The organism is Segatella copri, assembly GCF_015074785.1.
Taxonomy (GTDB): domain Bacteria; phylum Bacteroidota; class Bacteroidia; order Bacteroidales; family Bacteroidaceae; genus Prevotella.
Genome location: NZ_CP042465.1, coordinates 56,403 through 81,764, shown reverse-complemented (window position 1 = coordinate 81,764; position 25,362 = coordinate 56,403). Strand labels below are relative to the sequence as shown.

The 25,362-nt window shown below is 40.9% G+C and carries 25 protein-coding genes; 9 read left to right on the top strand and 16 right to left on the bottom strand.

Annotated elements, in window-relative coordinates:
- Positions 1-7: 7 nt before the first annotated feature.
- From FO447_RS15785 to FO447_RS15760, 6 genes are all read right to left on the bottom strand, one after another.
- Positions 8-340, bottom strand: coding sequence for a type II toxin-antitoxin system RelE/ParE family toxin (locus FO447_RS15785; RefSeq protein WP_117729020.1), 333 nt, complete (start codon positions 338-340; stop codon positions 8-10).
- 1 nt (position 341) lies between these two features.
- Complete coding sequence (locus FO447_RS15780; RefSeq protein ID WP_117729022.1) at positions 342-593, bottom strand: hypothetical protein; 252 nt, start codon at positions 591-593, stop codon at positions 342-344.
- 485 nt (positions 594-1,078) lie between these two features.
- A complete protein-coding gene (locus FO447_RS15775) occupies positions 1,079-2,428 on the bottom strand; it encodes an ATP-binding protein (RefSeq protein WP_117695622.1) in 1,350 nt (449 codons plus the stop codon).
- Between the two features lie 436 nt (positions 2,429-2,864).
- Positions 2,865-3,170 carry a type II toxin-antitoxin system RelE family toxin gene (locus FO447_RS15770; RefSeq protein ID WP_118192652.1) on the bottom strand — a complete coding sequence of 102 codons (306 nt, stop codon included), beginning with the start codon at positions 3,168-3,170 and terminating at the stop codon, positions 2,865-2,867.
- Positions 3,167-3,421 carry a hypothetical protein gene (locus FO447_RS15765; protein ID WP_089542550.1) on the bottom strand — a complete coding sequence of 85 codons (255 nt, stop codon included), beginning with the start codon at positions 3,419-3,421 and terminating at the stop codon, positions 3,167-3,169. Before FO447_RS15765 ends, FO447_RS15770 begins: the two co-directional genes overlap by 4 nt.
- 213 nt (positions 3,422-3,634) lie before the next feature.
- A complete protein-coding gene (locus FO447_RS15760; protein ID WP_117729810.1) occupies positions 3,635-3,790 on the bottom strand; it encodes a protein tyrosine phosphatase in 156 nt (51 codons plus the stop codon).
- Positions 3,791-4,390: 600 nt separating this feature from the next.
- Here FO447_RS15760 and FO447_RS15755 point away from each other — a divergent pair.
- The 6 genes from FO447_RS15755 (at position 4,391) to FO447_RS15730 (ending at position 14,544) form a co-directional block, all read left to right on the top strand.
- Positions 4,391-4,966 (top strand): DUF3575 domain-containing protein, encoded by a 576-nt coding sequence (locus tag FO447_RS15755; RefSeq protein ID WP_367397182.1) that lies wholly within the window; start codon positions 4,391-4,393, stop codon positions 4,964-4,966.
- A gap of 86 nt (positions 4,967-5,052) precedes the next feature.
- Complete coding sequence (locus FO447_RS15750; protein ID WP_200758637.1) at positions 5,053-6,390, top strand: DUF3868 domain-containing protein; 1,338 nt, start codon at positions 5,053-5,055, stop codon at positions 6,388-6,390.
- Between the two features lie 49 nt (positions 6,391-6,439).
- Positions 6,440-8,137, top strand: a complete 1,698-nt coding sequence (locus tag FO447_RS15745) for an Mfa1 family fimbria major subunit (protein WP_200758635.1) — start codon at positions 6,440-6,442, stop codon at positions 8,135-8,137.
- A gap of 116 nt (positions 8,138-8,253) precedes the next feature.
- A complete protein-coding gene (locus tag FO447_RS15740; RefSeq protein ID WP_200758633.1) occupies positions 8,254-9,336 on the top strand; it encodes a FimB/Mfa2 family fimbrial subunit in 1,083 nt (360 codons plus the stop codon).
- A gap of 71 nt (positions 9,337-9,407) precedes the next feature.
- Positions 9,408-12,140 carry a fimbrial protein gene (locus FO447_RS15735; RefSeq protein ID WP_200758632.1) on the top strand — a complete coding sequence of 911 codons (2,733 nt, stop codon included), beginning with the start codon at positions 9,408-9,410 and terminating at the stop codon, positions 12,138-12,140.
- Positions 12,141-12,156: 16 nt separating this feature from the next.
- A complete protein-coding gene (locus tag FO447_RS15730) occupies positions 12,157-14,544 on the top strand; it encodes a BACON domain-containing protein (protein WP_200758631.1) in 2,388 nt (795 codons plus the stop codon).
- Between the two features lie 297 nt (positions 14,545-14,841).
- On the opposite strand, the gene FO447_RS15725 is transcribed toward FO447_RS15730, so the two are convergent.
- Complete coding sequence (locus FO447_RS15725; protein WP_234699133.1) at positions 14,842-15,672, bottom strand: hypothetical protein; 831 nt, start codon at positions 15,670-15,672, stop codon at positions 14,842-14,844.
- 24 nt (positions 15,673-15,696) lie between these two features.
- On the bottom strand, positions 15,697-16,173 hold the full coding sequence (locus tag FO447_RS15720) for a Panacea domain-containing protein (protein ID WP_117729573.1): 477 nt from the start codon (positions 16,171-16,173) through the stop codon (positions 15,697-15,699).
- Between the two features lie 598 nt (positions 16,174-16,771).
- On the opposite strand from FO447_RS15720, the gene FO447_RS15715 reads away from it, so the two are divergent.
- Positions 16,772-18,343 carry an ATP-binding protein gene (locus FO447_RS15715; RefSeq protein ID WP_200758630.1) on the top strand — a complete coding sequence of 524 codons (1,572 nt, stop codon included), beginning with the start codon at positions 16,772-16,774 and terminating at the stop codon, positions 18,341-18,343.
- Positions 18,344-18,432: 89 nt separating this feature from the next.
- Here the strand turns inward: FO447_RS15715 and FO447_RS15710 are convergent, their stop codons facing one another.
- The 4 genes from FO447_RS15710 to FO447_RS15695 form a co-directional block, all read right to left on the bottom strand.
- A complete protein-coding gene (locus FO447_RS15710) occupies positions 18,433-19,038 on the bottom strand; it encodes a GNAT family N-acetyltransferase (protein WP_117729566.1) in 606 nt (201 codons plus the stop codon).
- Positions 19,010-19,204 carry a hypothetical protein gene (locus FO447_RS15705; RefSeq protein ID WP_118066820.1) on the bottom strand — a complete coding sequence of 65 codons (195 nt, stop codon included), beginning with the start codon at positions 19,202-19,204 and terminating at the stop codon, positions 19,010-19,012. The genes FO447_RS15710 and FO447_RS15705 overlap by 29 nt, the downstream gene beginning before the upstream one ends.
- 670 nt (positions 19,205-19,874) lie before the next feature.
- Positions 19,875-20,288, bottom strand: a complete 414-nt coding sequence (locus FO447_RS15700; protein WP_117729569.1) for a putative toxin-antitoxin system toxin component, PIN family — start codon at positions 20,286-20,288, stop codon at positions 19,875-19,877.
- Positions 20,289-20,298: 10 nt separating this feature from the next.
- Positions 20,299-20,514 carry a dephospho-CoA kinase gene (locus FO447_RS15695; protein ID WP_117729575.1) on the bottom strand — a complete coding sequence of 72 codons (216 nt, stop codon included), beginning with the start codon at positions 20,512-20,514 and terminating at the stop codon, positions 20,299-20,301.
- 441 nt (positions 20,515-20,955) lie between these two features.
- Between FO447_RS15695 and FO447_RS15690 the strand changes: the two genes are divergently transcribed.
- Positions 20,956-21,435 (top strand): DUF4186 domain-containing protein, encoded by a 480-nt coding sequence (locus FO447_RS15690; protein ID WP_437181508.1) that lies wholly within the window; start codon positions 20,956-20,958, stop codon positions 21,433-21,435.
- A gap of 336 nt (positions 21,436-21,771) precedes the next feature.
- On the top strand, positions 21,772-22,212 hold the full coding sequence (locus FO447_RS15685) for an Hsp20/alpha crystallin family protein (RefSeq protein ID WP_117729553.1): 441 nt from the start codon (positions 21,772-21,774) through the stop codon (positions 22,210-22,212).
- A 378-nt stretch (positions 22,213-22,590) separates the two neighbouring features.
- Here FO447_RS15685 and FO447_RS15680 read toward each other — a convergent pair whose 3' ends face one another.
- The 4 genes from FO447_RS15680 to FO447_RS16150 form a co-directional block, all read right to left on the bottom strand.
- On the bottom strand, positions 22,591-23,691 hold the full coding sequence (locus tag FO447_RS15680; protein ID WP_118191825.1) for an AAA family ATPase: 1,101 nt from the start codon (positions 23,689-23,691) through the stop codon (positions 22,591-22,593).
- Positions 23,692-23,911: 220 nt separating this feature from the next.
- On the bottom strand, positions 23,912-24,142 hold the full coding sequence (locus FO447_RS15675; protein WP_117729526.1) for a hypothetical protein: 231 nt from the start codon (positions 24,140-24,142) through the stop codon (positions 23,912-23,914).
- Entirely contained in the window at positions 24,139-24,846 is a 708-nt protein-coding gene (locus FO447_RS15670; protein ID WP_117729528.1) for a nitroreductase family protein, read from the bottom strand. Before FO447_RS15670 ends, FO447_RS15675 begins: the two co-directional genes overlap by 4 nt.
- Positions 24,847-25,004: 158 nt before the next feature.
- Positions 25,005-25,298: a hypothetical protein gene (locus tag FO447_RS16150; RefSeq protein WP_117729529.1), complete on the bottom strand. Its 294-nt coding sequence runs from the start codon at positions 25,296-25,298 to the stop codon at positions 25,005-25,007.
- Positions 25,299-25,362 lie beyond the last annotated feature (64 nt).

Sequence of the window (25,362 nt, the reverse complement as noted above, 5' to 3'; positions counted from 1 at the left end):
TTATTGCTTATAAGTTTTTTATCAAGAATTTTATAAATTCATCCTTGACATTAGAGATTTCTCCCTTGTCATAGATTGTAAGAAGAGTTACATTCATACCATCCTCACTAACTTTTACATTAAGAGTTAGGATTCTTGCACCACCACTTTTGCCTTTACCCTTGTCAGCAATGGTCATTCTTATCTTACGAACGCCACCACCAAGGTCATCTCCAACAAGAGGATTCTTGTAAATTTCATCTAACCAAGCATCATAGTCAGATTTCAATGAATGATATTTTTTAGCCAAACGTTTAAACTGTCTTTTAAACTCAGAGCCATATTCAACATGTATTTTCATGTCAATCTTCCATTTCTAAATCTTTTAATAAATCCCTTGCATCTGGTAGTTTTCTTCCTTCCAACTTAGCAAGTTTCACTTCCTGCAAAGCTCTTGTCAAACTTTCCTTCACAAAAGCTTGCTGCTTCTGTGTCTTTGTCAAGACAGGCTCTTTTACAACTGTAGTTGACACAACACCACGAAGCATATTAATAGCCTTACGAATGTTTTGCAGAGGCTGGTTAGTATCTACCGTAACTAATATCTGTTTCATAATCTTCTCCTTTTAAACGTTTTACTGAATTAGGTTGCAAAAATACTTTTTTCCCCTCACACCGCCAAACTTCTTGCATTATTTTAACGTTAAAGGTCTATATTCCAGTCCATTCTTGTCATTATCATCAAACCATTTCTGAAAATCCTAGACAACGAACTATAAGATGTCTATATATTTATTTCACTTGCTTTCTTCGTCTTTCTGTCCCCAAAAATATGATTTTATGTCCAGAACTCTTCTTCGCCAGTGGGTTGCATCTTGCCACCGCACTTTGGGCAAGTATGCATATCCCACCTGTGAATCCTGTCAGAACCACATCTTAGACATAGCCTTCCTACAAGAGAACAATTTAATACCCAACTTGCGTTGGATATCTTGCCAATCTATACCATTATCGACATGATAGAGACTGTAGAATAACCCATAATATAATGAAAGAGAGTCCTTTAAAAAACCGGACTCTCTTTTAATACTGAGCTCCTTTAAACCAGTCCGTTTAAATCAATGGAATATTTGGTAGGCAGCTTCTGCTCCTTCTTGATAAACATCAGCATGTAAATAGGGAGATAAGTGATTTTTCCCACCTTCTTCACATTATCATTACACAGCACATAGGCTTTAGAAATCTGATAAGTTGTTGAGTTCACCACATTCGTAAGCGCTTTGTGACGCTCATAATCCTTGCCCGATTTAACCTCTATCGGCAACACCTCACCATTTTGCTCTATCACAAAATCCAGTTCACCCTGGCGCTTGTTGTTATAATAATACAACTGGAAACCGTGCGCCCAGAGCTCTTGTGCTACGGCATTCTCATATACCGAACCAAAGTTGATGGACGGTTCGTTATCCAAAATCTTCAGTTGAATGCCATCCGCATAAAGACTTGCCAAAAGACCAATATCTGCCATAAACAGCTTGAATAAGTTTCTGCTGCTCGACAAAATCAACGGCACAGTAGGCTCCTCAACATTATATACCGGCAAAGCTACACCGGCATCCTTCAACCACAAGAAACTGTTCTGATAACGTGCAAACTTGATGTTTTCATTCAGGTTCTTCAATATGAAACGCTTGTTCTTGGCATCAAGCTCAGCAGGGATCCTGTCAAAGATTTCCTGAATATACAATTTATGGTCAGGGTCATATTTCGCTATATCCTGCTTATAGAGACGTATGATAGCCTGCTGCTCTGCCATTACATCTTGCAGATTATTGGTAGCCAGATATTTATCAACAGCTGCAGGCATTCCACCTACTATAAGATAAAGGCGGAATACCTCCATCATCTTTTCATGGATGAATTCATCTACAGCAGTCCCTTCCGTAAAATGCTTCCTCAAAGCATCTATAATTCTATCGTTGATACCAACTGCTGTAGCAAACTCCTCCAAATCAAGAGGATACATATCTTTCACATCCATATATCCCACTGGTGCAGAACGGAGATTCTTGATCTCCACACCCAATAGGCTACCGCTTAAAACATAGCGATAGCTCCCCTCTTCCACCAGAAATTTGATGGCAGTTACGATTTCCGGGCATTCCTGCACTTCATCAAAGAACACAAGGGTACTGCCCTTGATCAAATCCTGGCTGGTCACAGTGGAGAGACGCAACAAGATGTCCTGACTATTCTTCGCCTTGCTGAAGACCTTTACCAAGCCTGGATTTTCGATGAAGTTGATTTCTATGAATCTTTCAAAATGTTCATGACCGAAACGACGGATAGAATATGTTTTTCCAATCTGTCTTGCTCCTGTCAACATCAAAGCTTTCTTATTCGTTTCGAAGAAATCAGCTAAATATCTGTCTATCTTACGTTTAATCATATCCTTGTCCCCTTTTCTATTATTAAACGGACGTATTTTGTCCGCTTTTCCATGGCAAATATACGATAATTTGTCCGTTTTTCCAAGGTATTTACGCATCTTTTTGTCCGTTTTTCCAAATTTTAACAGTTTAGATGTAGCAGTTCCCCAAAGTGGACACAAAAAATGATTATTAATTATTTATATTTTTAAAAGTACACATATCTATCAAATTTCGTTCCTTTTCATTTGCAAAAGTAGACAATCTCATCCATATTTGCAAGTTTTTCTTTATAAAAGTGAACAAAAGAAGCATTATTACGAGACAAGATCTAAACATAAAACGGGGCATCAAAGCCCTGCGCCATGTTTTTGCGGGATGGGACCGCCGGGGGGCAACTTGCTGATGGGACCGCCATGCTAATGGTGGAGATACATTGGAGACTGAATAATATAATTATTCTTTGTCTATTCGTTTAAGTTCTGTTTTCATCTTTTTACCATAGGCTTCGCCTCGTGGAGCAAGATATTGAAAGAATATAGTATCGCCAGAAAACTCAATTTCTAGAGTAAATAGTGCTCTATAGTCACCTAAACGAATTCTATATATATTACGATACCCAACAAGTTTCTTGCAGTCAGAGATATCTTGAATACCTTTGGCTGCTTTAACTTCTACTACCGTACGTCTTAAAGAATCGAGCATCTTGCCTGAAAGACGTTTGGAAGCTTTGACAAAGGCTTTGGAAAATTCGACATTCATACGCCTAACCACTTTTCAAAATCTTCTTGTTCTTCTTTGTTGGCACGGATGAGACCCTCTGGCTGCTCTTTTCTTAATTTAGCATAGAGCTTTGCGTCTTCGTAATCTTCGGCTATGCCATTGAGTATATCCTCAATATAGTTTTTGAGGTTGGTTCCCTTCTGAATAGCCATAATGGATAGAGTCTTAAAAGTATCATCTTTTAAGTCAATGATCTTTCTTTTAGAAGGTGTTACTGAAACTGTACTCATAAGTGTATTTATTTAAATGGTTCTACTTTGGTGCAAAGATACATAATATATTTCATATATATGGTATATCTCTATGTGTAATTAACAAAGATTAATAGTTAGATGGATGATAAAACTGCTTTTCAACACATTAAGTATTTACCTTTGCATCCGAATTCTTAAAAATCAGAATTATGGAATTGGCATTAATCACAGCCAGAGACATTTTTTCTACTACCATACTTCTACCCCTATAGGTTCTTTACCAGTACGTTCCAGACAGCTTTTGCGAACCATGTTCTCCAGTTTCTCCACCATTTTACGTTTGTTTTCCTTAGAAGCATTCCAACGGCGTAGAGCCTCTTCTCTTGTTAACTTTGTAGTATCCAAATATTCTTCCTCCTATTTATTCTAGTTCAACATCCAGCCACCAAAATTACACATATTCTTCGAAACCACCAAGAAAATCACAAGAAATCTGCAAGTTATCAGCAAATAACCACGAAATTAACCGTAAACTATAAACTATTAACTGTAAACTATAAACTGCTATTCCCTACCTCAGCAAGCTATAATAAGGCGGTCCCATCCCGCAAAATATGGCGAGGGCTTTGATGCCCCGCCAACCTTAGAGCGTAGCGGTTCCGAGCGACGAGGAGGAGCGGTTTCCCTCTTCTTCCCTGAGGGGAGAAGACCGAGATGAGAGGTGGAGCCCTCTTTAATGGTAAAGAGGGACGGGGTGATTTTAGAAAAAACTATTGCCCTTACGCATATTTGTGCAAATTACACTTATAATCATGTGCTTTATGATGTGTGTGCGCAAACAGATTGCATGAATGTGCAAACGTTTGCACAAGTAAATATAGTCTTTTTGAGAAATTTTCTTGCTTACTATAGAAAATCCTCATATATTTGCAGCCGAAAAAAGATACCAACTAGCGAACGAAGGCTAAGTTTAATATAAACGGAACCAAATATAAAAGTAAAGATATGATGAAGCAAACATTCATTAAATCAGCTATGTTGCTGCTGCTGATCCTTTCAACGGCAACGACGCGAGCGCAGGAGGTCGCTCTGAAGACCAACTTACTGGGATGGGCTTCCACATCTGCCAACGCCGGCATTGAATTCGGCACGGGCAAGAAAACAACCTTCCAACTCTTCGGCACCCTGAACCCCTGGAAGTTCTCGGGCGACAAGAAGATGAGATTCTGGAATGTTATGCCAGAATACAGATGGTACACCTGCCAGAAGTTTGGAGGCCATTTCTTCGGAATCCATGCCCTAGGCGGTGAATACAACATTAAAAACATTGACATGCCCTTCGGCATCCTGCCGAAAACTCTGGAGGGCAGGCACTATGAAGGCTGGTATGTAGGAGGAGGCCTCACCTACGGCTATCAGTGGTTACTCAATAAGCACCTCAATTTCGAAGGCTCTATCGGTTTGGGATATGCCTACAGTCCTTACAAACTTTACGGACGATGCGAAAAATGTCTCGACAAAGACCACCGCAACTATGTGGGCCCTACAAAAGCCGCACTATCTCTCATATACGTGTTCTAAGAATATAACTTAACTGTAGTTTTAAACAGACAATATAAACACGTAATAACTAGACAGAATACAAAAAAATTTAGGGAAATCATAATATGGATAAAATGAAGCTTTATGCGGTCATTTCGCCTCTCTGCATACTCTTTTCTCAGAGCATCATGCCTGCTCAGGCTCAACAGCTGGCAGGGGGTAAGATTCAGGTAGACAGCGTCTTGGCACGCAAGAACGGCAACCGGATGGACGTTGCCTTCCGTATGAATCTGAACGATTTGAAGATGAAATCAGAGCAGCAGATGGTTTTCACACCGGTAATGGTAGGAACTGATTCTATCGCTCTCAACCCTATCATCATCCAGGGTAGAAACCAGGCTGTAAGATACCGCCGACTTGCCGACAGCAAGAAGAATCCGCAGGCACAGGTTCTTACCCGCAAGAACAAGACCAGTCAGCAGGTTTACTTCGCCCAGTCTGTTCCTTATCAGAAATGGATGAAGAAGTTCAAACTCTCGGTGAAAGAAGATCTCTGCGGATGCGGCAACCTGATAGAACAGGACAATACGCCGATTGCGGATATCGACCGTACACCTAAGATTACGAAGGATTTCTTCGTGCAGCCGAAGGCGGAAGCCAAGAAGGTGAGAGCCGAAAAGGGTGAAGCTTATCTCAGCTTCAAGCTCAACAAGAGTAATATTCTTGCCAACTTCCGTGAGAATGCTACTGAGCTGAAGAAGATTACTTCCACCATCGACCTGGTGAAGAACGATAAGAACGTTGAAATCACAGATATTGATATCCACGGTTTTGCTTCGCCTGATGGTTCGTATGCCAACAACAAGCGCCTTGCCAACGAGCGTGCAGCTGCTCTCCGCAACTATGTGAGCAGCCTCTACACCTTAAACAGCAAGCTCTTTACCTATCAGGCTACACCGGAAGACTGGGAAGGATTCAAGAAGAAGATTCAGGCTAGTCATCTGGCTGATAAGGAAGCGATACTCGAGATAGCTAACTCCTCGCTGGCTCCCGACGATAAGGACCTGAAGATCAGAAAGCTCCATCCGGCTAGCTACCGCTACATTCTGGATAATATCTATCCTCGTCTCCGTCATAGCGACTATACGGTAACCTACACGGTTCGTCCGTTCAGCATCGAAGAGGCAAAGGAGATATTGAAGACCAAACCACAGCAGCTTTCTCTGCAGGAGATGTTCCTGGTGGCACAGACTTACGAGCCGGGTTCGCCAGAGTTTAACGAGGTATTCGACATTGCCGTCCGCCTCTTCCCAGATAATGAGACAGCGAATCTCAATGCCGCCTGCACCGATTTGCAGAAAGGTGATCTTACTTCTGCCGAAAAGCATCTTGCCAAGGCAGGCAACTCGAAAGAGGCAGAGCGTGTAAGAGATGTCTTCAAGCAGATAAAGGAATTGGAATAACAGAAAATTAGAGAATAACGATTATATACAAGCTTAACTTTCAAAAATTATGAAGATTAAACATTTATTTGGCTTGGCTGTCATCGCAGCTATGACGGCAAGCTGTTCAAGCAACAACGATTTAGTAAATGGTGGTAATGGCTCTAGTGAGGTTGAGAATGGTACTGCGTATGCTTCATTCAAGATTAATCTGCCTACAACAAGCGGTACACGTGCTGTTCCTGATGGTACACCTGATTTTAATGAAGGTACTGCTGCTGAGTATGAGGTTAAGAATGGTACCATCCTTATCTTCGATGCTAAGACAGATCAGTTTGTTACAAGTGCCGATCTTGGAACCATGAACCCTTGGACCGACGTTAATGAAAATGGTGTTACAACTGCGGCCATTGCTACTGTACAGCTTACAAATGTATCGGTAAAAGGCACCTATAAGGCACTGGTGCTCCTCAACAATAATACTAAAGATGATGAAACCAAGAAGGTAACATTGCCTACTACTGCCGATACTTATGCAACTTGGAGTAAGGATGCTTCAAAGGCTAATGCTGACAATTACGTCTCTTTAAACGGCATCTTTATGGCAAATGCTCCGATGTATAAGGATGAAACAACCGAGCCTACAACTCTTGTTGATATTAAAGGTGTTTACGCTTCAAAAGAGGAAGCACAGGCTAATCCTGCTACTACAATTTACGTAGAGCGTGGTTTGGCTAAGGTTACAATGAAAGACTTTGAAACAAAAGGTTACTCTATTGGTGACGGTACTACATACGCTGGTGCCACAGTGAAAATAGAGAAATGGCAGCTCGACGTAACCAATAAGTCTACCTTCCCGGTTCATCAGATTGGTGGTTTGTCTTCGACTACTACGGGTTTTGCCAAAATATGGAGTACACCTCGTTTCTATGACGGTGATAACAAAACTTTCAAGCGTGTATATTGGGGCGTAGATCCTAACTATAATAATGCTGATTATCATGATTTGGCAAACTGCAAGACAGCCTTCAAAATGATTGAAAATAAAGACGTTACGGGCGCCGCAGGTGAAGCCAATCCTCAGTATTGCCTTGAGAACACCTTCGATCTTAACAACATGAAGCAGGGTCAGACTACACGTGTTGTGTTTAAGGCTGTCTTCACTCCTAATGGCTTTAAAACAGTTCAGACATTCTATAAGATTGGTAACAATACCGATATTTGGAAAGAAGCTGATCTTAAACAACAGATTAAGACTGTTGCTCTCAATGTTATGGGTATTACAACTCCTGAAGAGCAGGCAAAGTATGATGTAGACCTTTCTAAGGGTACAAACATCAGCGGCAAGGCTGGTCAGCATCTTATTGAGGCAGCTAACATTACCTACTCAGGCGAAGCTGCTTCATCACAGGTTACAGATGACAATGTTGATAAGATCAACAAAAAGCTTGGTTTGTCAGCTGAAACCGGTATCTCTACATACCTCAATGGCGAAGCTTACTACATTGCCCGTATCAAGCACTTCAACGAGATGACTCCTTGGACACCTGGTAAGGCTTATGGTACAGACAACGCAACATACCTCGGTCGTTACGGTGTGCTCCGCAACAACTGGTACGAGCTTTCTGTAAACAAGGTAAGCGGTCTTGGATATCCTGACGTTCCAGAGGTTAAGCCTACTCTTCCAGACGATGAGAACGATCAGTACATCAGCGTCAGCGTAAAGATCCTTTCTTGGGCTAAGCGCTCTCAGAAGATCGATTTGTAATCCATTACACATTATTATATATAGCTCAGCCGCTCTAGCGCTAAAGAGCGGCTGGCTATATCGGAAGAATAAGAATCAATTTATACACTTTACTTTTCACAAAACAGATAAGCATCATGGCAAACAAGAAGTTTAACAGTTGGATCAAGAATATATGCATGGGATGGGGATTCATCATGGCGGGCAGTATGCTCTGCAGCTGCAACGACTTGATGCACGACGACCTGCCTCCTTGTGACATGGGTGTTGACTTGCAGTTCAAGTACGACTACAACGTGCAGCGTGCCGATATGTTCAATGATCATGTGGGCGGACTCAGCGTATTCGTATACGACGAGCAGGGCAACTTCATTGCTCGCCATGATGCCTATAACGATGCGACATCACAGCTGCTCAAGGACCCCAACTATGCCATGAGAATCAATCTGGAACCGGGCAAATACCGATTCGCAACCTTCGCCTTCCAAAAGAAATACGAAGATGCACTCGCGCAGCCAGGTGCCAAATTCCAGATAGCTCTGCCACAGCAGGGTGACAACATCACCGCCCTCCATGCACGACTCGACCGCGAACAGGGCAAGGTGAACAACCAGAGCCAACCGCTCGATACACTCTGGCAAGGACTCAGCAACGAACTGGTTGAAGTAAAAGACCTGCAGGTTACACGCCATACCATCGGTCTGGTTCGTGATACCAAGCAGCTCACCATCAGCCTGCATCAGACCGACGAGCCTGCCAACATCAATGCCGATGACTTCAGTTATCAGATAACCAATGCCAACGGCGATATCAGTTACGACAACTCTCTCCTCCCCGACGAGGAGTTGACATATACCCCATACTACACCTGGACCACTGAGTTTAAGGATACCGAGGGCAATGTAAAGGAGCGCACCGCTCATGCCGCCCTCATGTTCTCCCGACTCATCTGGCATCCGGCAGAAGAAAACGACAAGAACGCCATCCTCACCATCACGAACAAGACTACAGGCGAAGAGGTGGCACGCATCAATCTTGCTGACTTTCTGGCTCAAGGCCGTGGCGCCTTCGAAGCCCGCCATTATTCAGAGCAGGAATTCCTGGACCGAGAGTACGACTATAAGCTCGACTTCTTCCTCCAGGGCAACCAGTGGAAGTATGTGCAGCTCAGCATTTCCATCCTGGATTGGGTCAAGCGCATCCAGCGTGTCGATTTCTAACCGTTTCAGGTGTCAGAGCCCCTTCCGGGCATTTAACTCATAAGAGTATTTGACTTTAAAAATTGGAAACAATGAAAATACGAGATTTCATTTTAAGTTTAGTTAGTTGGTTTATATTGTTGGTTACAGTAAGTTGCTCTGACGAACTTGGAGGCGAGCGCGCTCCCATTTCGTCAGAAAGCAACTTGCATGTACTCGTGCCAACCGTGCTCAGCAGCCGTGGCACCCGTGCCGACGATGCTTCCGGCCTTCCTACCTATAATGCTACGGTAGATGAATGCCAGATCAACGACCTGACCCTCTATGCTTTCCCTACAGGAAATGAAGGCAAGCTCCTGAAAGAGACGCTCCCTGCCCCACTGGCTACGATGATGGCAGATGAGGGAATAGCAACCTATCAGTTGAATATTACTCCGGGAAAGTATCATATCTATGTGGTTGCCAATATGAACAAGGTGTTGAGCGGTCAAACTATCCAAACTGAAGATTCTCTCAAAAATATAGTACTCGATTACAGACCTACAAGTAGAACAGGTATGCCTGTATGCACCAATATCCCGATGATTTACGAACCAGAGAAGGATGCCGTAGGCAAACTCGCTGTAACCGAGATTAAAGCTGCGGGTGATAAATATACAGAGGTAGCAGCTAACCTGAAATTTACATGCGTAAAGGTTAAGCTGAATCTTATCTTCGATCCAAGTAACGCAGACGTTGCTTTCGGAGGCAAGACCTTTAGCATCAACAGTATTTCAGCTGAGAAACTCTCTCCTTTTACCCATCTTTACTGGGGCGGTAAATTTGAGACTCCAACTTGGACAAAAAATGAAGATAAAGAAGCATACAAGGAGGGTATTCCAAGTACTCAGTATGAGGCATCATCTAGAGCTGCCGTATACTATACCGATTGGACAGACAACAGCCGTCTGCCGGCAACAAATAATAGAGACGATATTAAAGGAACAGGAACAGCAACACCGAATCCGGTAAATGCTGCGGACAAATGGCTTTTCCAGCAGACCTATTATCTCCCAGAGCGATATATCTCATCAGAATCCGACCGCAGTTATCTTACCATTAATGGTAATGTAGGAGGTTCTGTAGACAACAATTATCGCATCGATTTGGGTCATAAGAAGGATGAAACCAGCACCGTACCCGTATTCCCTCGCGGTACCTTCTATGAGATTACCGGTGCTATCAAGACCCTCGGTAATATGGAGCTGGATTGCAAGGTAAGTGTAAAGCCATGGGAGACAGTACCAATAGATGCCGACTTCAACCATACCACTTTGTGGGTAAGCAAGACGGAGGCTAGTGTTACGTCAACGACAAACGATTATATTTCATATAAATCGAATGCTGCTATTGTAGAATTTGGTTGCAAAAATACCATTTTAGTCAATGGTAAAGAAGAACCCATCATCATTAAGTATGATTGCGGCAAAGATGCTAATGGCAATGACAGCATAGAATTTCGTGTGAATCCGGAAATCCCAGTCAGTGACTATCCTACATCTGGGCGAAGTGGCACCGCTAAGTTTTACCTCAAGGCAAATAACCTCTATAAATATATAGATGTACATTATGATGTTACACCTTATCTGGATGTTACAAAAGAACTGGTCATCTATTATAATAATGATATATCTCAGAATAGTAGAAATATAGAATGGGATACTAATCTTGGGGGTATCAGGTTGGAAAAGACCGAACTTACAAAAGGTAAATCCACCATCGAAATGGATTTAAATTCATCGGATGCAGCCACAGGTGTCTTCACAGTAAGAGCAACAACAGATCCTGTAACGACCACCATTCATGAATTTAATGTAATACCCCAAAATGAGACTACGGATGTCAAATATAAAACTGTTCGTGTAATTGTGCGTCCTCCTATCGATGACTATCGTATCTATTTCAGAGCTATCAATGACCGAAGTAAATATAAAGGAGATAACGGTTCCGATAATTTCCAGGGAATCTTACCTGAAGGAGATACAAACAACTGGAGCGATGGATGGAATGAGGATGCAAATGATAAAAGTGCCAAACCAGACAACCACCGCATCTATGTATATACCCAGATTGGTGAAACAGAAGATGCCGTTACAGGAAAAGGTTGGATTTTTACGAAAGGACCGGCCGATAAAAATGGATGGCCTGGAGAAGAAATGGTGGCCGACGATACTAACACCGGATGGTATTACAAAGACTTCACTCAAAATGCGCAGTCTGTATCAAATACAAATGGATCAGAAGGTAAAAGAACTATTACGCCAGGTGAGACATTGATTATGTTCAGTAATAATACATATCTAGATCAAGGATTTAGTTTACACCGTTGTCCTCATCATCTAGAGCCGGGTATTCCTCTCTTCGATTATGAAGATCGTGAAGGATGGATCGTCTATGATCCTACATCCGACCCTATATGGCGTGTACATGATGATATGCCTGAAATTGAAGACATAGAGTACAAGGTATATACCCAGTTTGCGCTTTTTGGATGGTATAAGGTATATGGTATCGCATCAGAAAAAAAACAGTTCACCATTTGGGATACTAAAGCCAAAAAAAGCTGGAAATGCGAGAAGGTGGGAAAAGATTGGTATAAAACAACCATCAAGTTGAAAGCAGTAAAAGGGGAACACGAAAAAAACATCCTCCTGAAAAAGGAAGACAACGATAAATCTCCTACTATTACACTCTTCGATGGCAATAGCTACGAGAAGTATGGCGACACTGGTTATTACCAAGGAGACAAATGGCATCAAGGTACGCCTGATGGCGTAAATGAATAAATAATATTGAAAAAAAATGAAGAAGATAAAGCATTTAATGATATGGATGGGATTGCTCCTTTGCCTTGTTTCTTGCAAGGATGCAATGGAGACTATCGGACTCGGCGGGGATGAAATCCCTGCCGAGGGGGTAACCTTGAACATTGAGTTGCCCAACTTCTCCGAAAAGAAAATTAATACTAGAGCGGGCGCTGATGAAAGCATTAGTAAAGTTACTGCTGTGTTTTATGGCGAAAGCAATACTTACAAAGGTATGGCGAATGTCAACATTGGAAGCAAGAATGCAGACGGAACGTATCAGGCAACAATCAGTAATGTCCCATCTGGAACTAAAACGGTTCATCTGGTAACAAATATAAATGACCTCACAGAAGAAGAAGCAAAAGACCTGCAAGCTGCATATAGAAAAATAGATACAAACAACCCTATATGTTGGGGTAGCGTATCTTTAGAGACTCTCTTGAATGGTACACCAACTGTCGATTTGTTCAGACCATATGCCAAGGTTACCTTGAAAGTAGATGCTACGGTGACTGATTTCCCTGAAAAAGATGCTGGTCTTATCATCAATCATGCAGCAGCAAAGAGTGCTATCGCACCTGCTGGTTATACAGAACCAACCGATGCCTTAGCAGAGACAACAGAGTTTAGTGGCACAGATTTCGGCGATGGAACAAGCCGTGAAGTAGTGGTAACAGAAACATCTGCAGGTGTAGCTAACGTTATCATCAGGGCTAAATACAAGGGTAAAGAAGGTTACAAAGTAGGTTACTATAAAGTGGGGCTTTACAAGGATGCAAAAACCAAGAAGGACCAGTATGCCTTCTTGAGAAACCATAACTATACCATCACCGTAACCAAGGTGAATGACTATGGTTTCGAAAAACTGGATGATGCTGTCAAATCTGACCCGGAAAACAGACTGGAAGTAAATGTTGTAGATGACAATCCTGCCATTACCAATATGATAGCTTGCAAAGATTATGAACTGGGTGTTAGCGATAATTTGTCCCTCAAGGCAACAGATACTGAAGCAAGAATCACTTTGGTCACTACGCTCAAATCTGGAACATATAATGTAAAGATCAAGGATAGTGATACCTGGATCAAAAGATATGACCAGGAGGGTGAAGGAATTACAACTCCTGAAAGTGGTAGACTGTCATCTTCTGGCAAAAAATATCTTTTGAAGTTTACGCTGGTTCCAAACCCTGATGAAACCCCAAGAACAGGAACGGTTACGATATCTTCTGGGGATCTCAAGCTTGATGTGAAGATAACCCAGGATGGTTTCGATTTCATGAGAGACCCTTCTCGACAAGTCAAAATGTTAAAAAATGGCTGTGAGATTCAACCGGACTATTTTGCCTGGTTGGATAAGGACGTTAAAGGAATCAAACCAGAGCAAATGCAAAACGTAAAAAGAAATGATGGACTTCATTTTACTGTAGGTAAGAATGCCTACAGTTATAAGATTCCTAAAAAGACAGGGGATAAACTGACAGTGGATAATCTGACTGGGGATGTTCTGACAGATAAAGATGCCCATTTCACTGTTAGCGCTGACGGAGATTACTGGAAAGTGACGTTGGCAGATAATCGCGATAATAATTATGATCTTTGGAAAGGCACCTTTACGATAAAAAACAAGGATAATATCAACATCACCTACACTGTTTATCATACTGGTATCTTCCATGCGATAACAGATGATATGGCAAAAAGATATGAATTAGCAGAGGGTGGTGATGACGAGCTAAAGGTAAAAGGTATGTTCTATTATGGTGTAGTGAAGGTGCAGGGACAAACTCAAACCTACATCATGCTTGACCGTAATCTGGGTGCTACCGACAATAGTCCTTATGTACCAGACATCAATGAGTTCCAAAAAAACAAAGGTGCCATCGGTGGATACTTCAAGATTTCAGAGGATAAGAATAAATCAGATGTCAAGCAGGGGAATCTATCCTCTACTCTATCTCCTGAAGGCTTTGAAATACCAGATAAATCTGTCTTTGAGGACTTGGTTAATGCCGGTACACTTAAAACAGAAACGCGTAAAACAGCTCTTGGAGAATCGTATTATTGTACATTTATGAATACAACAAGCTCTGAGTTGAAAACCATCTATCTGCCATACGGAGGATATCTGGAAGGTGAAAGTCATAAATATCCAATGCACGTGGTCTTTTGGACCAAAACACTAGTCTCTGGAACACAAGGATTCAGTGTAAAAAGTCCGGAATATGGTTTCTGGTATAACTATTTCGATATATACAACTCGAAGAAGGGTATATCAAACGTACGTTTCGTGAGTGGTAGTAATGGAAATAACACCGGCCGCTACAAGGCGATGCCATTACGATTAATCAGTAAGACAGTATTATCGAATCCTACACTTTAATATAAACAAGAGAAATCCACAGCAGGCACTCAAGCCAGCTGTGGATTTCTTGTTTCTTAGCTTCACTCAAATCTGCACTAGTGTCCCGTTTTGTCTGGACGATTATTATATAAGTTATTAATATCCAATATTTTATGCTCTAGAAGTTGTGTATTCGATTTGATTTTGTACCTTTGCACTCATATGGTATCCTAGCCTATTTTAACCGATGATTTCTAAACGGGACAGCAGTGATCTGGTTTAAAAAACAATATGATTTTGCCCCAGTTCTTTATGACCTGATGCAGTCAGAAAAGTTTAGACAGCATCTTCATCATGATTAAAGTTCTCATAGAACTTCATTCGCTTCTTTTCTAATTCCGCAATTTCTTGATACATGAACTTACATGTAAAATCATAAATCGGCATTGCAGCACTATGCTCGTCTGCTTTCTTAAATTTCAACTTTTGGCTATAATAGTTCACAAGATGCTCATCAGGGTCACAATCAGCAGCAAATAAGAAAAGATATTCACAACCAACAATCTTTCTCAACTCAAAAATCAAAGGAACGATAAAATGCCAAAAGACGATTGCTCCCAGACTTTGGTCAAGATTATATTTATCCCAAACTTCACGACAATCATCATTGGCACAGAAATGCACAATCTCCACACCAGCAAAGGTTTTGCCCACATTCTTGATGTTTTTGTCGAAAATAGAATTGATTTCCTGAGAATCTGTTGTAGTATGAAGGATACGAGCCACTTCATCTTTCTTCAATCCTTTTTTTGCCCTAACAGATTCCAAAATGGCTTTCAATCCATCCCTATCTTCTTCTGGCACGTTTCCCCCATTCAGCTTTTCAGACAAAGTAGAACAAAGTTCCTTGAGCCTAGTCAATTTTTCTCCTTCTATGAATTCATCAAACAACAATCCACACTTCAAAGAAAAGAAGAACAACACATTAGCATCGCTATCTTTCACCACATAATAGGCAACAACACCAGACTCATCTTCTTGATAGGCCTCATTCAGCAAAGCATCCGCAACATTGTTGTTTCGAGTGCTATAGAAAGAATCGATCAATCGCAAATTCTCTTCATTAGAAGCCAGCCGTTCACAACGAAGAGAATGTATCAAAGCCATTTGTTCCTCAGTTATTCTCATGGTTTATGCAGTATAAAGATTTAATTGACGCAAAACTGCTCGTCTTTCACGAACCCTGTTGGCATCAACCATAATGTCTTCTGTTTTCATCTCTACCTCACATGAATCCTGTTCATCATAGCCTTCTCTTGCGTGTTTCCAAGAAAACTCTCCATGCGTTAAAGTACTCAAACTCCAAGACTTCTGTGGAGCATAAGTTTTAAACACCATATCAAACACTGGCTCATATTGTACAACCTGCTCTTTATCCATCAATTCTGGGAGAGAATCATTTTTATAATGCTGGCGAATCTGAACCATGACAGGACCATATTTCCAAGCCTCAAATTGTGCATCAAACATGGGTTCGCCCTTTTGAATCAAGCACTCACGCTGCGTGAAATAAAGTAGCTTATGCAACTTCATTTCATCAATACGAACGCCAAAATCATCCATATAGCGCTTGTATATATAAGAGGCAACTTGTAATATTCCCATCATAGTCATTATTCATTTTATAGTTTATTGCCGCAAAGTTACGCTTTTTTATTGAAACCGCCAAAGAAAATCAAAAGAAATCTGCGAAAATCCGTGTAATCCGTGCCTTATCTATATCCTAAGAAGCTTATGACACACCCTCACAAAACGGGTGAATGAGAGTAAGAAAACGAATGAATGAGAGCAAGAAGAGGGGTAAAAGAAGGATTTTAACCTACTAAGACAGTTCTTTCAACTAAGAAAAGAAACATTTATACTTAGATAAAATCTCCGTTCATAGACGTTGAATGTCCGTTCAACGTCGATGAACCGCCATTCATAGACGCTGAACCGCGGTTCAACGTCGATGAACGGAGATTTCAATAGGGTTAAAGAACATTTTATCCTATAATCAACCAAGACTTTTCCCGAGATTAACCCATTATTAATACAGCAAGAAGGAAGAAAGGAGATAAGAGGAAGCCTGAAAAGAAATAAAAGGTATAAGGAAATGAGATAAGGGGCATAAATGAAGAAAAGATGTTTTTAATTTGGTGGTTTCACCATTTATTCGTATCTTTGCCAACAAAGAGAATATCACTTAAAAGAAAGGCGAGCAATTATGGCAAGAAAACTATATCCGATAGGATTACAAACTTTCGAACGAATCAGAGTGGAGGATAAGTTCTACATTGACAAGACGGAATATGTATATCGTATGGCACATACTGATGGTACTTATTTCTTCCTGAGCCGTCCACGCCGTTTCGGAAAGTCGCTGTTGCTGACTACCATGAAGAGCTATTTTGAAGGAAAGAAGGAGCTTTTCAAAGGACTCGCCATCGAAAAGCTGGAAAAGGATTGGATAAGCTATCCGGTGCTGCATTTCGATATGAGCATGGGCAAACACATGGAGATAGCCCAGCTGGAAAGATATTTCGACCAGCAACTTGCAGAACAAGAGCAGAAATGGGGTATTACGAATCCGGCTGTTGATGCCAACGTCCGCCTCATCTCACTTATCCAGACTGCCTATAGGGAAACGGGCAAGCAAGTGGTAATACTGATTGACGAATATGATGCCCCTTTGCTTGATGTGGTGCACGAGGATGAAAAACAGGAAGAACTTCGCAACGCCATGCGCAATTTCTACAGTCCGCTAAAAGGATGCGAGAAATTGCTCCGCTTCGTATTCCTCACAGGCATCACCAAATTCTCCCAGCTCAGCATCTTCAGCGAATTGAACAACATCACCAATATCAGTATGGACGAGCCGTATGCCGGCATTTGCGGAATTACGGAAGATGAACTGGTGAACGGAATGCGGAATGACATAGATGCACTTGCTGAAAAATTAAACTTATCGTATGAGCAGACGTTAGCTAAGTTAAAGGATAATTATGACGGCTATCATTTTACATGGCCTTCTCCAGACGTTTATAATCCGTTCAGCTTATTAACCTGCTTTGCCAAGCAGAAGATTGATTCCTACTGGTTTGGATCAGGCACTCCTACTTATCTGATCAATATGATGCGCAATTTCAACTTTCTGCCAGCGAACCTGGGCGAGAGTATGGAAGCCGGAAAGGATGACTTTGATGCTGCCACGGAAACCATGACCACCATCATGCCGCTGCTCTATCAGAGTGGCTACATCACCATCAAGGATTATGATGAAGAAACGGAGCTCTATACCCTAGCCATTCCTAACAAGGAAATAAGAGTTGGATTGTACAGAAGTTTGTTGCCTCATTATCTGACCTCAAAGACTGCAATGTGCAATACCACCATCGCCAAGATGTCGGTGCTTATTAAACAGCGCAAGATAGACGAAGCATTACAGTTGCTGAAATCGTTTTGGGAGACTGTGCCTTATTGCAACAACACCCATTACGAAGGGCATTACCAGCAAACGATGTATATCAACTTTGCCTTGCTCACGAATTTCAGGATTATAGTGGAGCAACATACGTCAAAGGGGAGAATTGATATAACCATGGAGACGGACGATACTATCTATGTAATGGAGCTGATGTTTGGAAAGACTGCCCAGGAGGCTCTTGAGCAGATAGAAAGCAAGCATTATGCCGAGGCCTTTGCCATGAGCGGCAAGGAAATTATCAAGGTAGGTATGAGCTTCAATATCAAAGAAGACAACACCATCGTGTTCGATTGGAAATCATCAGAAATTTAGATGACAAAAACAAAAAGCGTGCAGGCGACTATGATGTGGCTTGCACGCTTTTTCCTCGAAGATAGAGTTCTCACTTACATTAGGATTTATTATCTTATATATCCCAACAAATCAAGATACATCATCCTTGACTCTAAGTGTTCATCTTCAGGAATATGATTTGCCTCTTTCTCCAAACTCTCAGTAGAGTACAAGAATTTGAAGCCATTCTTTTCATAAAAATGAAGCACATTTTCCTTATTATAAGCATCAACAACAATGAAACGGCAACCAGTCTTATTGTCTGGTAACAAAAACCAAGATATGATATAGTCTATCGCTTGTGATCCAATACCATCATGAGTACTTTGAAAATCCTTGGCTACTCCAAGTCTTCCAATCAATACTGCAGGATAACTCCTTGTTCTTTTAGAATTAGGAATTTTCCTCTGTATTCGATTTCTTGAAGCATTTGGAATTAAAGCTGCCTTGATACTGTCGTTAGCTAATGTAAAGGCACAGACTATTTCATCCTTACCACTTCTTTCAGTTGCAAAGAAATATGTCTTCCCTAATAATTGCCCATCATAGAGACAAGCCTCTCGATGAAAGAAGTCATCAAGGTCTTTATCGCCACAGCTAAAAGTATCAAGCTCCTCTTTTGTCGTAACTCGATAAAGAGAGCAATTACTTTGCAAAAGGACTCTTTCCTCCATGCGCTTTCAAATTAGCAGTTGAACGAATCAAAATCTTCTCAACGTCATCAAATGACATTCGCAATGCCTTTCTTTGTGGATTGCGCTCATTCTCCTCTGCCTCACGAACAAATCGTTCAGCGGTCTCACCTGTCAAAACAGGAATGCTTCTTATCTCTAATGCCATAATCTTCTCCTTTTAAACGTTTAATAATGTCGCAAAATTACACATATTCTTCGAAACCACCAAGAAAATCACAAGAAATCTGCAACTTATCATCAAATAACCACGAAATCAATCGTAAACTATAAACTATTAACTGTAAACTATAAACTGCTATTCCCAGGCGGTCCCATCCCGCACAACATGGCGCAGACCAGAAGCAAGTTGTAATAAGGCGGTCCCATCCCGCACAACATGGCGAAGACCTTTGATGGTCCGCCAACCTTAGAGCGTAGCGGTTCTGAGCACCGAGTAGGGCGGTTTCCCTCTTCTTCCCTGAGGTTTCTGTCCCCCGCTAACGGGGGAACCGAAGGGGGTGTAAAGACCATTGAAGAAGACCGAGATGAGAGGTGGAGCCTTCCTTAAGGGTAAGGAAGGACGGGTAGGTTTTCGAAAAAACTACTTCTTTGCCAAAGAAGAGCCAGAGCAATTCGAAAGTGCATACGTTCCAATCACCCCATAAATTAAATTCATTTTTATTGTTCCTCATCTTCCCAGAACTCAGGAAGAAGAGTATAATACTTATCCTCAGGCGTAGAATCTATGTGCTTCAACACATAACAAAGCCAACGCTCAGGATTTTTATCTAGCACCTTACGCTGTAATGGTGATATACCAAAACCAGTACATAAACCTATATCCACTTATCCAAATAACATTTAAAATCCTCTATACCTATAACCTCCACTTTAGGAAAAGGAATATTTTCCAGGACCTTAAAGTGCTTGTCTTCTGTAACAATACACTTTGCATTTGCAGCAATGGCACAATCTACAAACTTATTGTCATCTTTATCTGCCTCAATTAAAGCAAAAGTATAATGAGGATCTTTGCGAATTACATTGGGTCTAGTCAATATAGCATAAACGATGGCCTCAGAAACTTGAGGAGATATATTACGAGATAAAACCTCTGAATACTCCTCTATTATTTCATTGGACACACAAAGGTTATAATCGCCACTAAGAAAAGCATTCCACACCTTACGATACGGACTTCTAGGGGCGATTGACATAATCAAACTATTTGTATCCAATACAATATTCATAACCTAAAGATTATAATATTGGTTTATTGTACGGAGTACGTTCATGGAGATGCCGGAAACTCTCGATACGTTCTTCATTCAGGGTTCCTTCATTCCACATCCTATCTAATTCAGCATCAGCCATCTGAACAAAATAATCGGAGATTACCTTATTCAAATCTCGCAAAGCCTCAGGAGTCTTGATAAATGACAGCATATCGAGGATTTGCAATTGAGCTTGATTCATTGTTGCTATCTGTGCCATAATAATTCATTTTATTAATATCTAACCGCAAAGTTACGCTTTTTTCTCGAAACCACCAAGCAATTAACAAGAAATCTGCAAGTTATCAGCAAATAACCACGAAATCAACCGTAAACTATAAACTATTAACTGTAAACTATAAACTGCTATTCTATAATGAATTGTGCATGCAAAGTTAAGAAAAAAACAATATTCAAAGGCAAAAAACCAAGAAAAATCTCAGAAACTTATAATCTTTTATAAAAAGAACAATATATTACACCTTTTCTTACGTAATCTAGATTTTTTTGTTAACTTTGCAGGAAAAGTACAATATAATACACTACTTGGTATGAAAATTCAAGAAGTAATGAAATTGCAGCGTAAGAGTCTGATATCCATTAATATTAATAGGAGATTCATAGATATAGGAGGCTAATAGAAATGAAAAAAGAATCAAAAGTTAACCAAGCAAAATATGTAGAACTCAATTTGTTTCCTGAGGAGGAAGAGGATCATCAGAAAGACTCTATCTCTTCAGAAGACATGGAAAGCGATACTTCTCCAGACAAAGAGTATGACTTGACTGATTTGTTTGAAAGACTTTCCCAATCAGCTTTTCGCAGCCGATTCCATCTCTCGAAGAAGGATAAGGAATATATTGCAGAAAAGGGTTTGGCTACCATCCGTAAGCATGCGGAGGATTTCGTTGCCAAACGCCTTGCTCCTGCCGTGATTCCCAATGACGGCAAGCAGACACCGATGAGAGGGCATCCTGTATTCATTGCCCAGCATGCTACAGGCTGCTGTTGCCGTGGTTGTTTCTTCAAATGGCATCATATACCTGCCGGAAGACAGCTGACAGGAGAAGAACAGCAGTATGCTGTAGCAGTACTGATGGCATGGATTGAAAAACAGGTTTAAAAAGCATGAAGTTTTAGCAGCAAAGTTTAAATTAATTATCCATTGTTGTCAATTTTGCAGAATATTTAGTCAAAATTGGCAAAAACTGTTTACTCCAAATCTACAAACCGGGTTGGCACGTAACTTGCTCCTACATAGAGTGAAAGCCGAAGCCGAAAGGGCAAGGGGAACGACAAGAACCCTAAGTAATGACAGTTGAGGGTTTCTAGAAATCCTTGAGTCTCGTAAGCCGAAGCAATCGTTATTAAAAAGGATAAATTAAAAACAATGAGAAATCCCGACTGAGCCGGAAGGCGAAGAGAGGACGAGAAAAATAGAATTAGGAGGTTTTACATGATGTTGTTAGCTCGTAGAAATAACAGTGTTTCAAATTGGTTGAACAGTTGGTTTAATGACAACTTCTTTGATACAGGCTTGATGCCACACATGAACGCAACAGCTCCTGCAGTCAACGTCAAGGAAAGTGCTACAGCTTATACGATGGAGGTTGCAGCTCCTGGTTTGAAGAAAGATATGGTCAAGATGAACATCGATAAGGATGGCTATCTGAATGTATCCATCGAGAACAAGGATGAGAAGAAGGAGGAGAAGAAGGAAGAGCATTACTTGCGTCGTGAGTTCTCTTACAGCAGCTACTCTCAGAGTTATGCTTTGCCAGAGGATGCTGATCAGGAGAAGATTTCCGCTGAGGTCAGTGACGGTGTCTTGAAGATTGAGATTCCTAAGATAGCCAAGGAGGAGAAGAAAGACGATGTTAAGCACATTGAGGTTAAGTAATCTTTCTTGAAGTGCTATGCAGCTTTCAAGATACATTCATTGCATCGAGAAAATAATTAAAACTGGGGGCTAGTCCTGATTATGGGGCTAGCCCTTTTTTTAAACGAATAATTAGATGAATTAAAGCAACCTTGCTGTCAGTAATAATGTCAATATGAGCTTAGCCACTCTTAAACCTATTGCCCTTACGCATATTTGTGCAAATATAATTTTAGATAGTCCAAATTTGTTGCTTAATAGAATGTCCTCGTATGATAACCTTCTCTTAAAATATTATTTGAAATAGTCAAACAGAAAAATTGGGAAAGCATTGAGTACAGCTACTTTGCAATCTTCGGTATTCACATACTGTTCTACTTGTGAGTTGAATAAATAGTATCATACTTCGAATGCGTTACCTCTAAACATTTTTTCTATATTATGCCCGAATCTCAACTCTTTTTGAGTGCAGTCGCTCAACGGCTTGATTTTGTTGTCTTGCAAGATGAAATTGCAATCTGGACGAAGCAAGTCGTTGGTCATCAGATAGGTGTTGTGTGATGACGTAAAAGCCTGACATGGAAGGGAAAAGAGGGTTTTGCAAACCTCATAAGAGAGTCTGAAATGATAGAAAGCATCAAATTCATCTATGAAAACGAACGATGCTTTTGTCATCTGTTTCAGCCAGTAATATAGCAGCATCAGAGATTGAGTACCCGTTGATGCAATCTTATCGAAAGGAATGCGACCTAATCCAAATACGCAATACAACTCTTTATCATCATCCTTTGGCTCCTGAAACTCAAAACTTTGTCCGCTTACCCGATGGATGAATTCCTCAAAGTCCCGAGTCAGCTTCTTCTTGATGATATACTCATCGAGATTTGCCGGAGCAGTAGCCAACCCCATAAACTCATTTTTTTCAACACTTCTGAACCATAACATTGAGTTTACGAATTGCTGCAGTTTCAGAAGATAATGTTCCTTGGCAAGAGGATAGGAAGTAAGCAGAAAGTTTACGATGGATACATTATTGGCGTTATTGGCAAGGTTTGCCTTCACCGCAGAATCCATCGGGAATTCAACATCATCCAATGTCAAGACAGAATTCTTGTTGCAGAAAATAAGCTTGTTATTCACAACAAGTTCTTCTTCCTCCAGTTTTCCATCAGGTGATTTGCTATATGTATATAGTAACGTATTATCTCTAAACTTGAATGTATATTCAAATTTTACGGGGAAGTTCAACTTTCCCGTATATGTAAAGTTATCATAATAGTTCACCTTCTTCCACTTCTGTGAAAGATGATTGGTAATGTCGAAGATGGCCATTGCAAAGTTCGACTTGCCAGAACCATTAGGTCCATATACGATGCCATTCTTGATGATACCATCTTTAATGGCAAAAGTATTGAAGGAATAGTTACTTGGTTTCGACAAATCCCATTCTATACGATTGGCAAATCCTCTATAGTTCGTTACGGCAAATTTTACTAGCATGCTTATATATACTTTATTTTTAATTGATAACAATTTTGTTGGTGCAAAGCTAATACACACTTAAACAATGCAAACTATCTTTTATTATAATGTCAAGTGCAGCTAAGCAGTTGCAAAGATATACAAAATATCAATACGCCGTAATTTTTTTACGGATATTTAAGATAATAATCCTTGCAATACAATTTATATGCTTTATTTTATTTTTGAACATCAATAATCAGTAGTTGTACAAACTTAGAACAGAACCATTTGTGCCTTCTCCTTCATAATCTCCAGAAAGCGGAAGTTGACTGCAGATATTGCAGATTTCTGCATCATCCAAATGTTCTGTTAACTCCAGATGAAATCCCCAACTGGTAGCATGCAAATCCCAGACACCATAACCGCATGCGTTGACTGCTGTAATGATGGTATCTTGAAGTTGCCATATTTCCGTGAAGTCTCTCATCCTTTCTTTACCACCCACTTAAAGTTTTCCTTTCCTGCTCCTATTTCAAAGTGAAGCTTGGCAATACCGAGGTCCATCTTGGTATATCCTACCATTGAGAAGCCTCTCTTGGCAAGAACTTTGGGTTTACAACCAGCTTTTGTACCTTCCTGGTCTTGCAGGAAGAATGAGAACTTTTGCTGATTGATGGCAGTGGGAGCAAGAAGAGCTGCTTCCACGCCCTTTCGGAACCATGAAGGAGAATTGCTGGTTGCATTGCTCACCTGTTTCATGGTCTTGATTTTGTGACTAATCCCTTGTGACTCTCCGTATCCCAAGGCAATCATGCATGTCAACTTCTCCCCTTTTTCTATCTTGTAGGCTTCATTCACCTTGCGATAGCTTAATCCTGCCCAGCAGGTGTTGAGTCCTAGGGCTTGGGCAAGCAGCACAAGCTGTTCGCCATAATAGCCAATACGCTCATCAAGATCGTCGTCTTTTTGCCCTGCCATTACGAGATAGTTCTCCACGCCATGGAATTTTCCATATGACATAATGCCGGAGAATGCCTTGGTTTCTTGGGTAACCAGTTGTATGTGAAGGCCACCCTCTTTGTTGCACTCCAAGATTTTTTCTTCAAGTGCTCTAACTACCTCAGTTGAAAGAGGTTTGTGTATGTACTTTCGTACACTATGTCTTTGTTTGATAGCTTCTTCTATAGTCATGATTTCTATAATGAATTGTGCATGCCTTCCCTATCGACGGTTGAAAAAATCATGGATATCCTTGGCATGGAGGTTAAATATGAGATTCGTCAAACCGTTCAGACGAGGAGAAGTAATTTTCAGCAAAATATCAAAGAGGTAAATATAGGCTAGAATTTTCATGTCCAAAACTCTTCTTCGCCAGTGGGTTGCATCTTGCTCCCGCACTTTGGGCAAGTATGCATATCCCACCTGTGAATCCTGTCAGAACCACATCTTAGACATAGCCTTCCTACAAGAGAATTAAAACTAGGTGCAGCATCACCAATTACTCCACCCACCACAAGAGGTACTATGTTTCTGCAGTCAGGACAAGACATGGCTTCGATATGCTGTCCCATGAAGCCACGTCCCTCATATACTTCGGTCTCGTACCCACAATCCTGGCATCTGAATATCTTCTTTAGTGACATAAATAATCTCCTTTCTTACCATTTTAACACCCAACTTGCATCGGAGTATTTTCCTATAATCTCT

Excerpts from the sequence above, each read along its gene's own strand:
- FO447_RS15785 (WP_117729020.1), bottom strand. The coding sequence starts at position 340 with ATGAAAATACATGTTGAATATGGCTCTGAGTTTAAAAGACAGTTTAAA.
- FO447_RS15780 (WP_117729022.1), bottom strand. The coding sequence starts at position 593 with ATGAAACAGATATTAGTTACGGTAGATACTAACCAGCCTCTGCAAAAC.
- FO447_RS15775 (WP_117695622.1), bottom strand. The coding sequence starts at position 2,428 with ATGATTAAACGTAAGATAGACAGATATTTAGCTGATTTCTTCGAAACG.
- FO447_RS15770 (WP_118192652.1), bottom strand. The coding sequence starts at position 3,170 with ATGAATGTCGAATTTTCCAAAGCCTTTGTCAAAGCTTCCAAACGTCTT.
- FO447_RS15765 (WP_089542550.1), bottom strand. The coding sequence starts at position 3,421 with ATGAGTACAGTTTCAGTAACACCTTCTAAAAGAAAGATCATTGACTTA.
- FO447_RS15755 (WP_367397182.1), top strand. The coding sequence starts at position 4,391 with ATGATGAAGCAAACATTCATTAAATCAGCTATGTTGCTGCTGCTGATC.
- FO447_RS15750 (WP_200758637.1), top strand. The coding sequence starts at position 5,053 with ATGGATAAAATGAAGCTTTATGCGGTCATTTCGCCTCTCTGCATACTC.
- FO447_RS15745 (WP_200758635.1), top strand. The coding sequence starts at position 6,440 with ATGAAGATTAAACATTTATTTGGCTTGGCTGTCATCGCAGCTATGACG.
- FO447_RS15740 (WP_200758633.1), top strand. The coding sequence starts at position 8,254 with ATGGCAAACAAGAAGTTTAACAGTTGGATCAAGAATATATGCATGGGA.
- FO447_RS15735 (WP_200758632.1), top strand. The coding sequence starts at position 9,408 with ATGAAAATACGAGATTTCATTTTAAGTTTAGTTAGTTGGTTTATATTG.
- FO447_RS15730 (WP_200758631.1), top strand. The coding sequence starts at position 12,157 with ATGAAGAAGATAAAGCATTTAATGATATGGATGGGATTGCTCCTTTGC.
- FO447_RS15725 (WP_234699133.1), bottom strand. The coding sequence starts at position 15,672 with ATGGCTTTGATACATTCTCTTCGTTGTGAACGGCTGGCTTCTAATGAA.
- FO447_RS15720 (WP_117729573.1), bottom strand. The coding sequence starts at position 16,173 with ATGATGGGAATATTACAAGTTGCCTCTTATATATACAAGCGCTATATG.
- FO447_RS15715 (WP_200758630.1), top strand. The coding sequence starts at position 16,772 with ATGGCAAGAAAACTATATCCGATAGGATTACAAACTTTCGAACGAATC.
- FO447_RS15710 (WP_117729566.1), bottom strand. The coding sequence starts at position 19,038 with ATGGAGGAAAGAGTCCTTTTGCAAAGTAATTGCTCTCTTTATCGAGTT.
- FO447_RS15705 (WP_118066820.1), bottom strand. The coding sequence starts at position 19,204 with ATGGCATTAGAGATAAGAAGCATTCCTGTTTTGACAGGTGAGACCGCT.
- FO447_RS15700 (WP_117729569.1), bottom strand. The coding sequence starts at position 20,288 with ATGAATATTGTATTGGATACAAATAGTTTGATTATGTCAATCGCCCCT.
- FO447_RS15695 (WP_117729575.1), bottom strand. The coding sequence starts at position 20,514 with ATGAATCAAGCTCAATTGCAAATCCTCGATATGCTGTCATTTATCAAG.
- FO447_RS15690 (WP_437181508.1), top strand. The coding sequence starts at position 20,956 with ATGAAAAAAGAATCAAAAGTTAACCAAGCAAAATATGTAGAACTCAAT.
- FO447_RS15685 (WP_117729553.1), top strand. The coding sequence starts at position 21,772 with ATGTTGTTAGCTCGTAGAAATAACAGTGTTTCAAATTGGTTGAACAGT.
- FO447_RS15680 (WP_118191825.1), bottom strand. The coding sequence starts at position 23,691 with ATGCTAGTAAAATTTGCCGTAACGAACTATAGAGGATTTGCCAATCGT.
- FO447_RS15675 (WP_117729526.1), bottom strand. The coding sequence starts at position 24,142 with ATGAGAGACTTCACGGAAATATGGCAACTTCAAGATACCATCATTACA.
- FO447_RS15670 (WP_117729528.1), bottom strand. The coding sequence starts at position 24,846 with ATGACTATAGAAGAAGCTATCAAACAAAGACATAGTGTACGAAAGTAC.
- FO447_RS16150 (WP_117729529.1), bottom strand. The coding sequence starts at position 25,298 with ATGTCACTAAAGAAGATATTCAGATGCCAGGATTGTGGGTACGAGACC.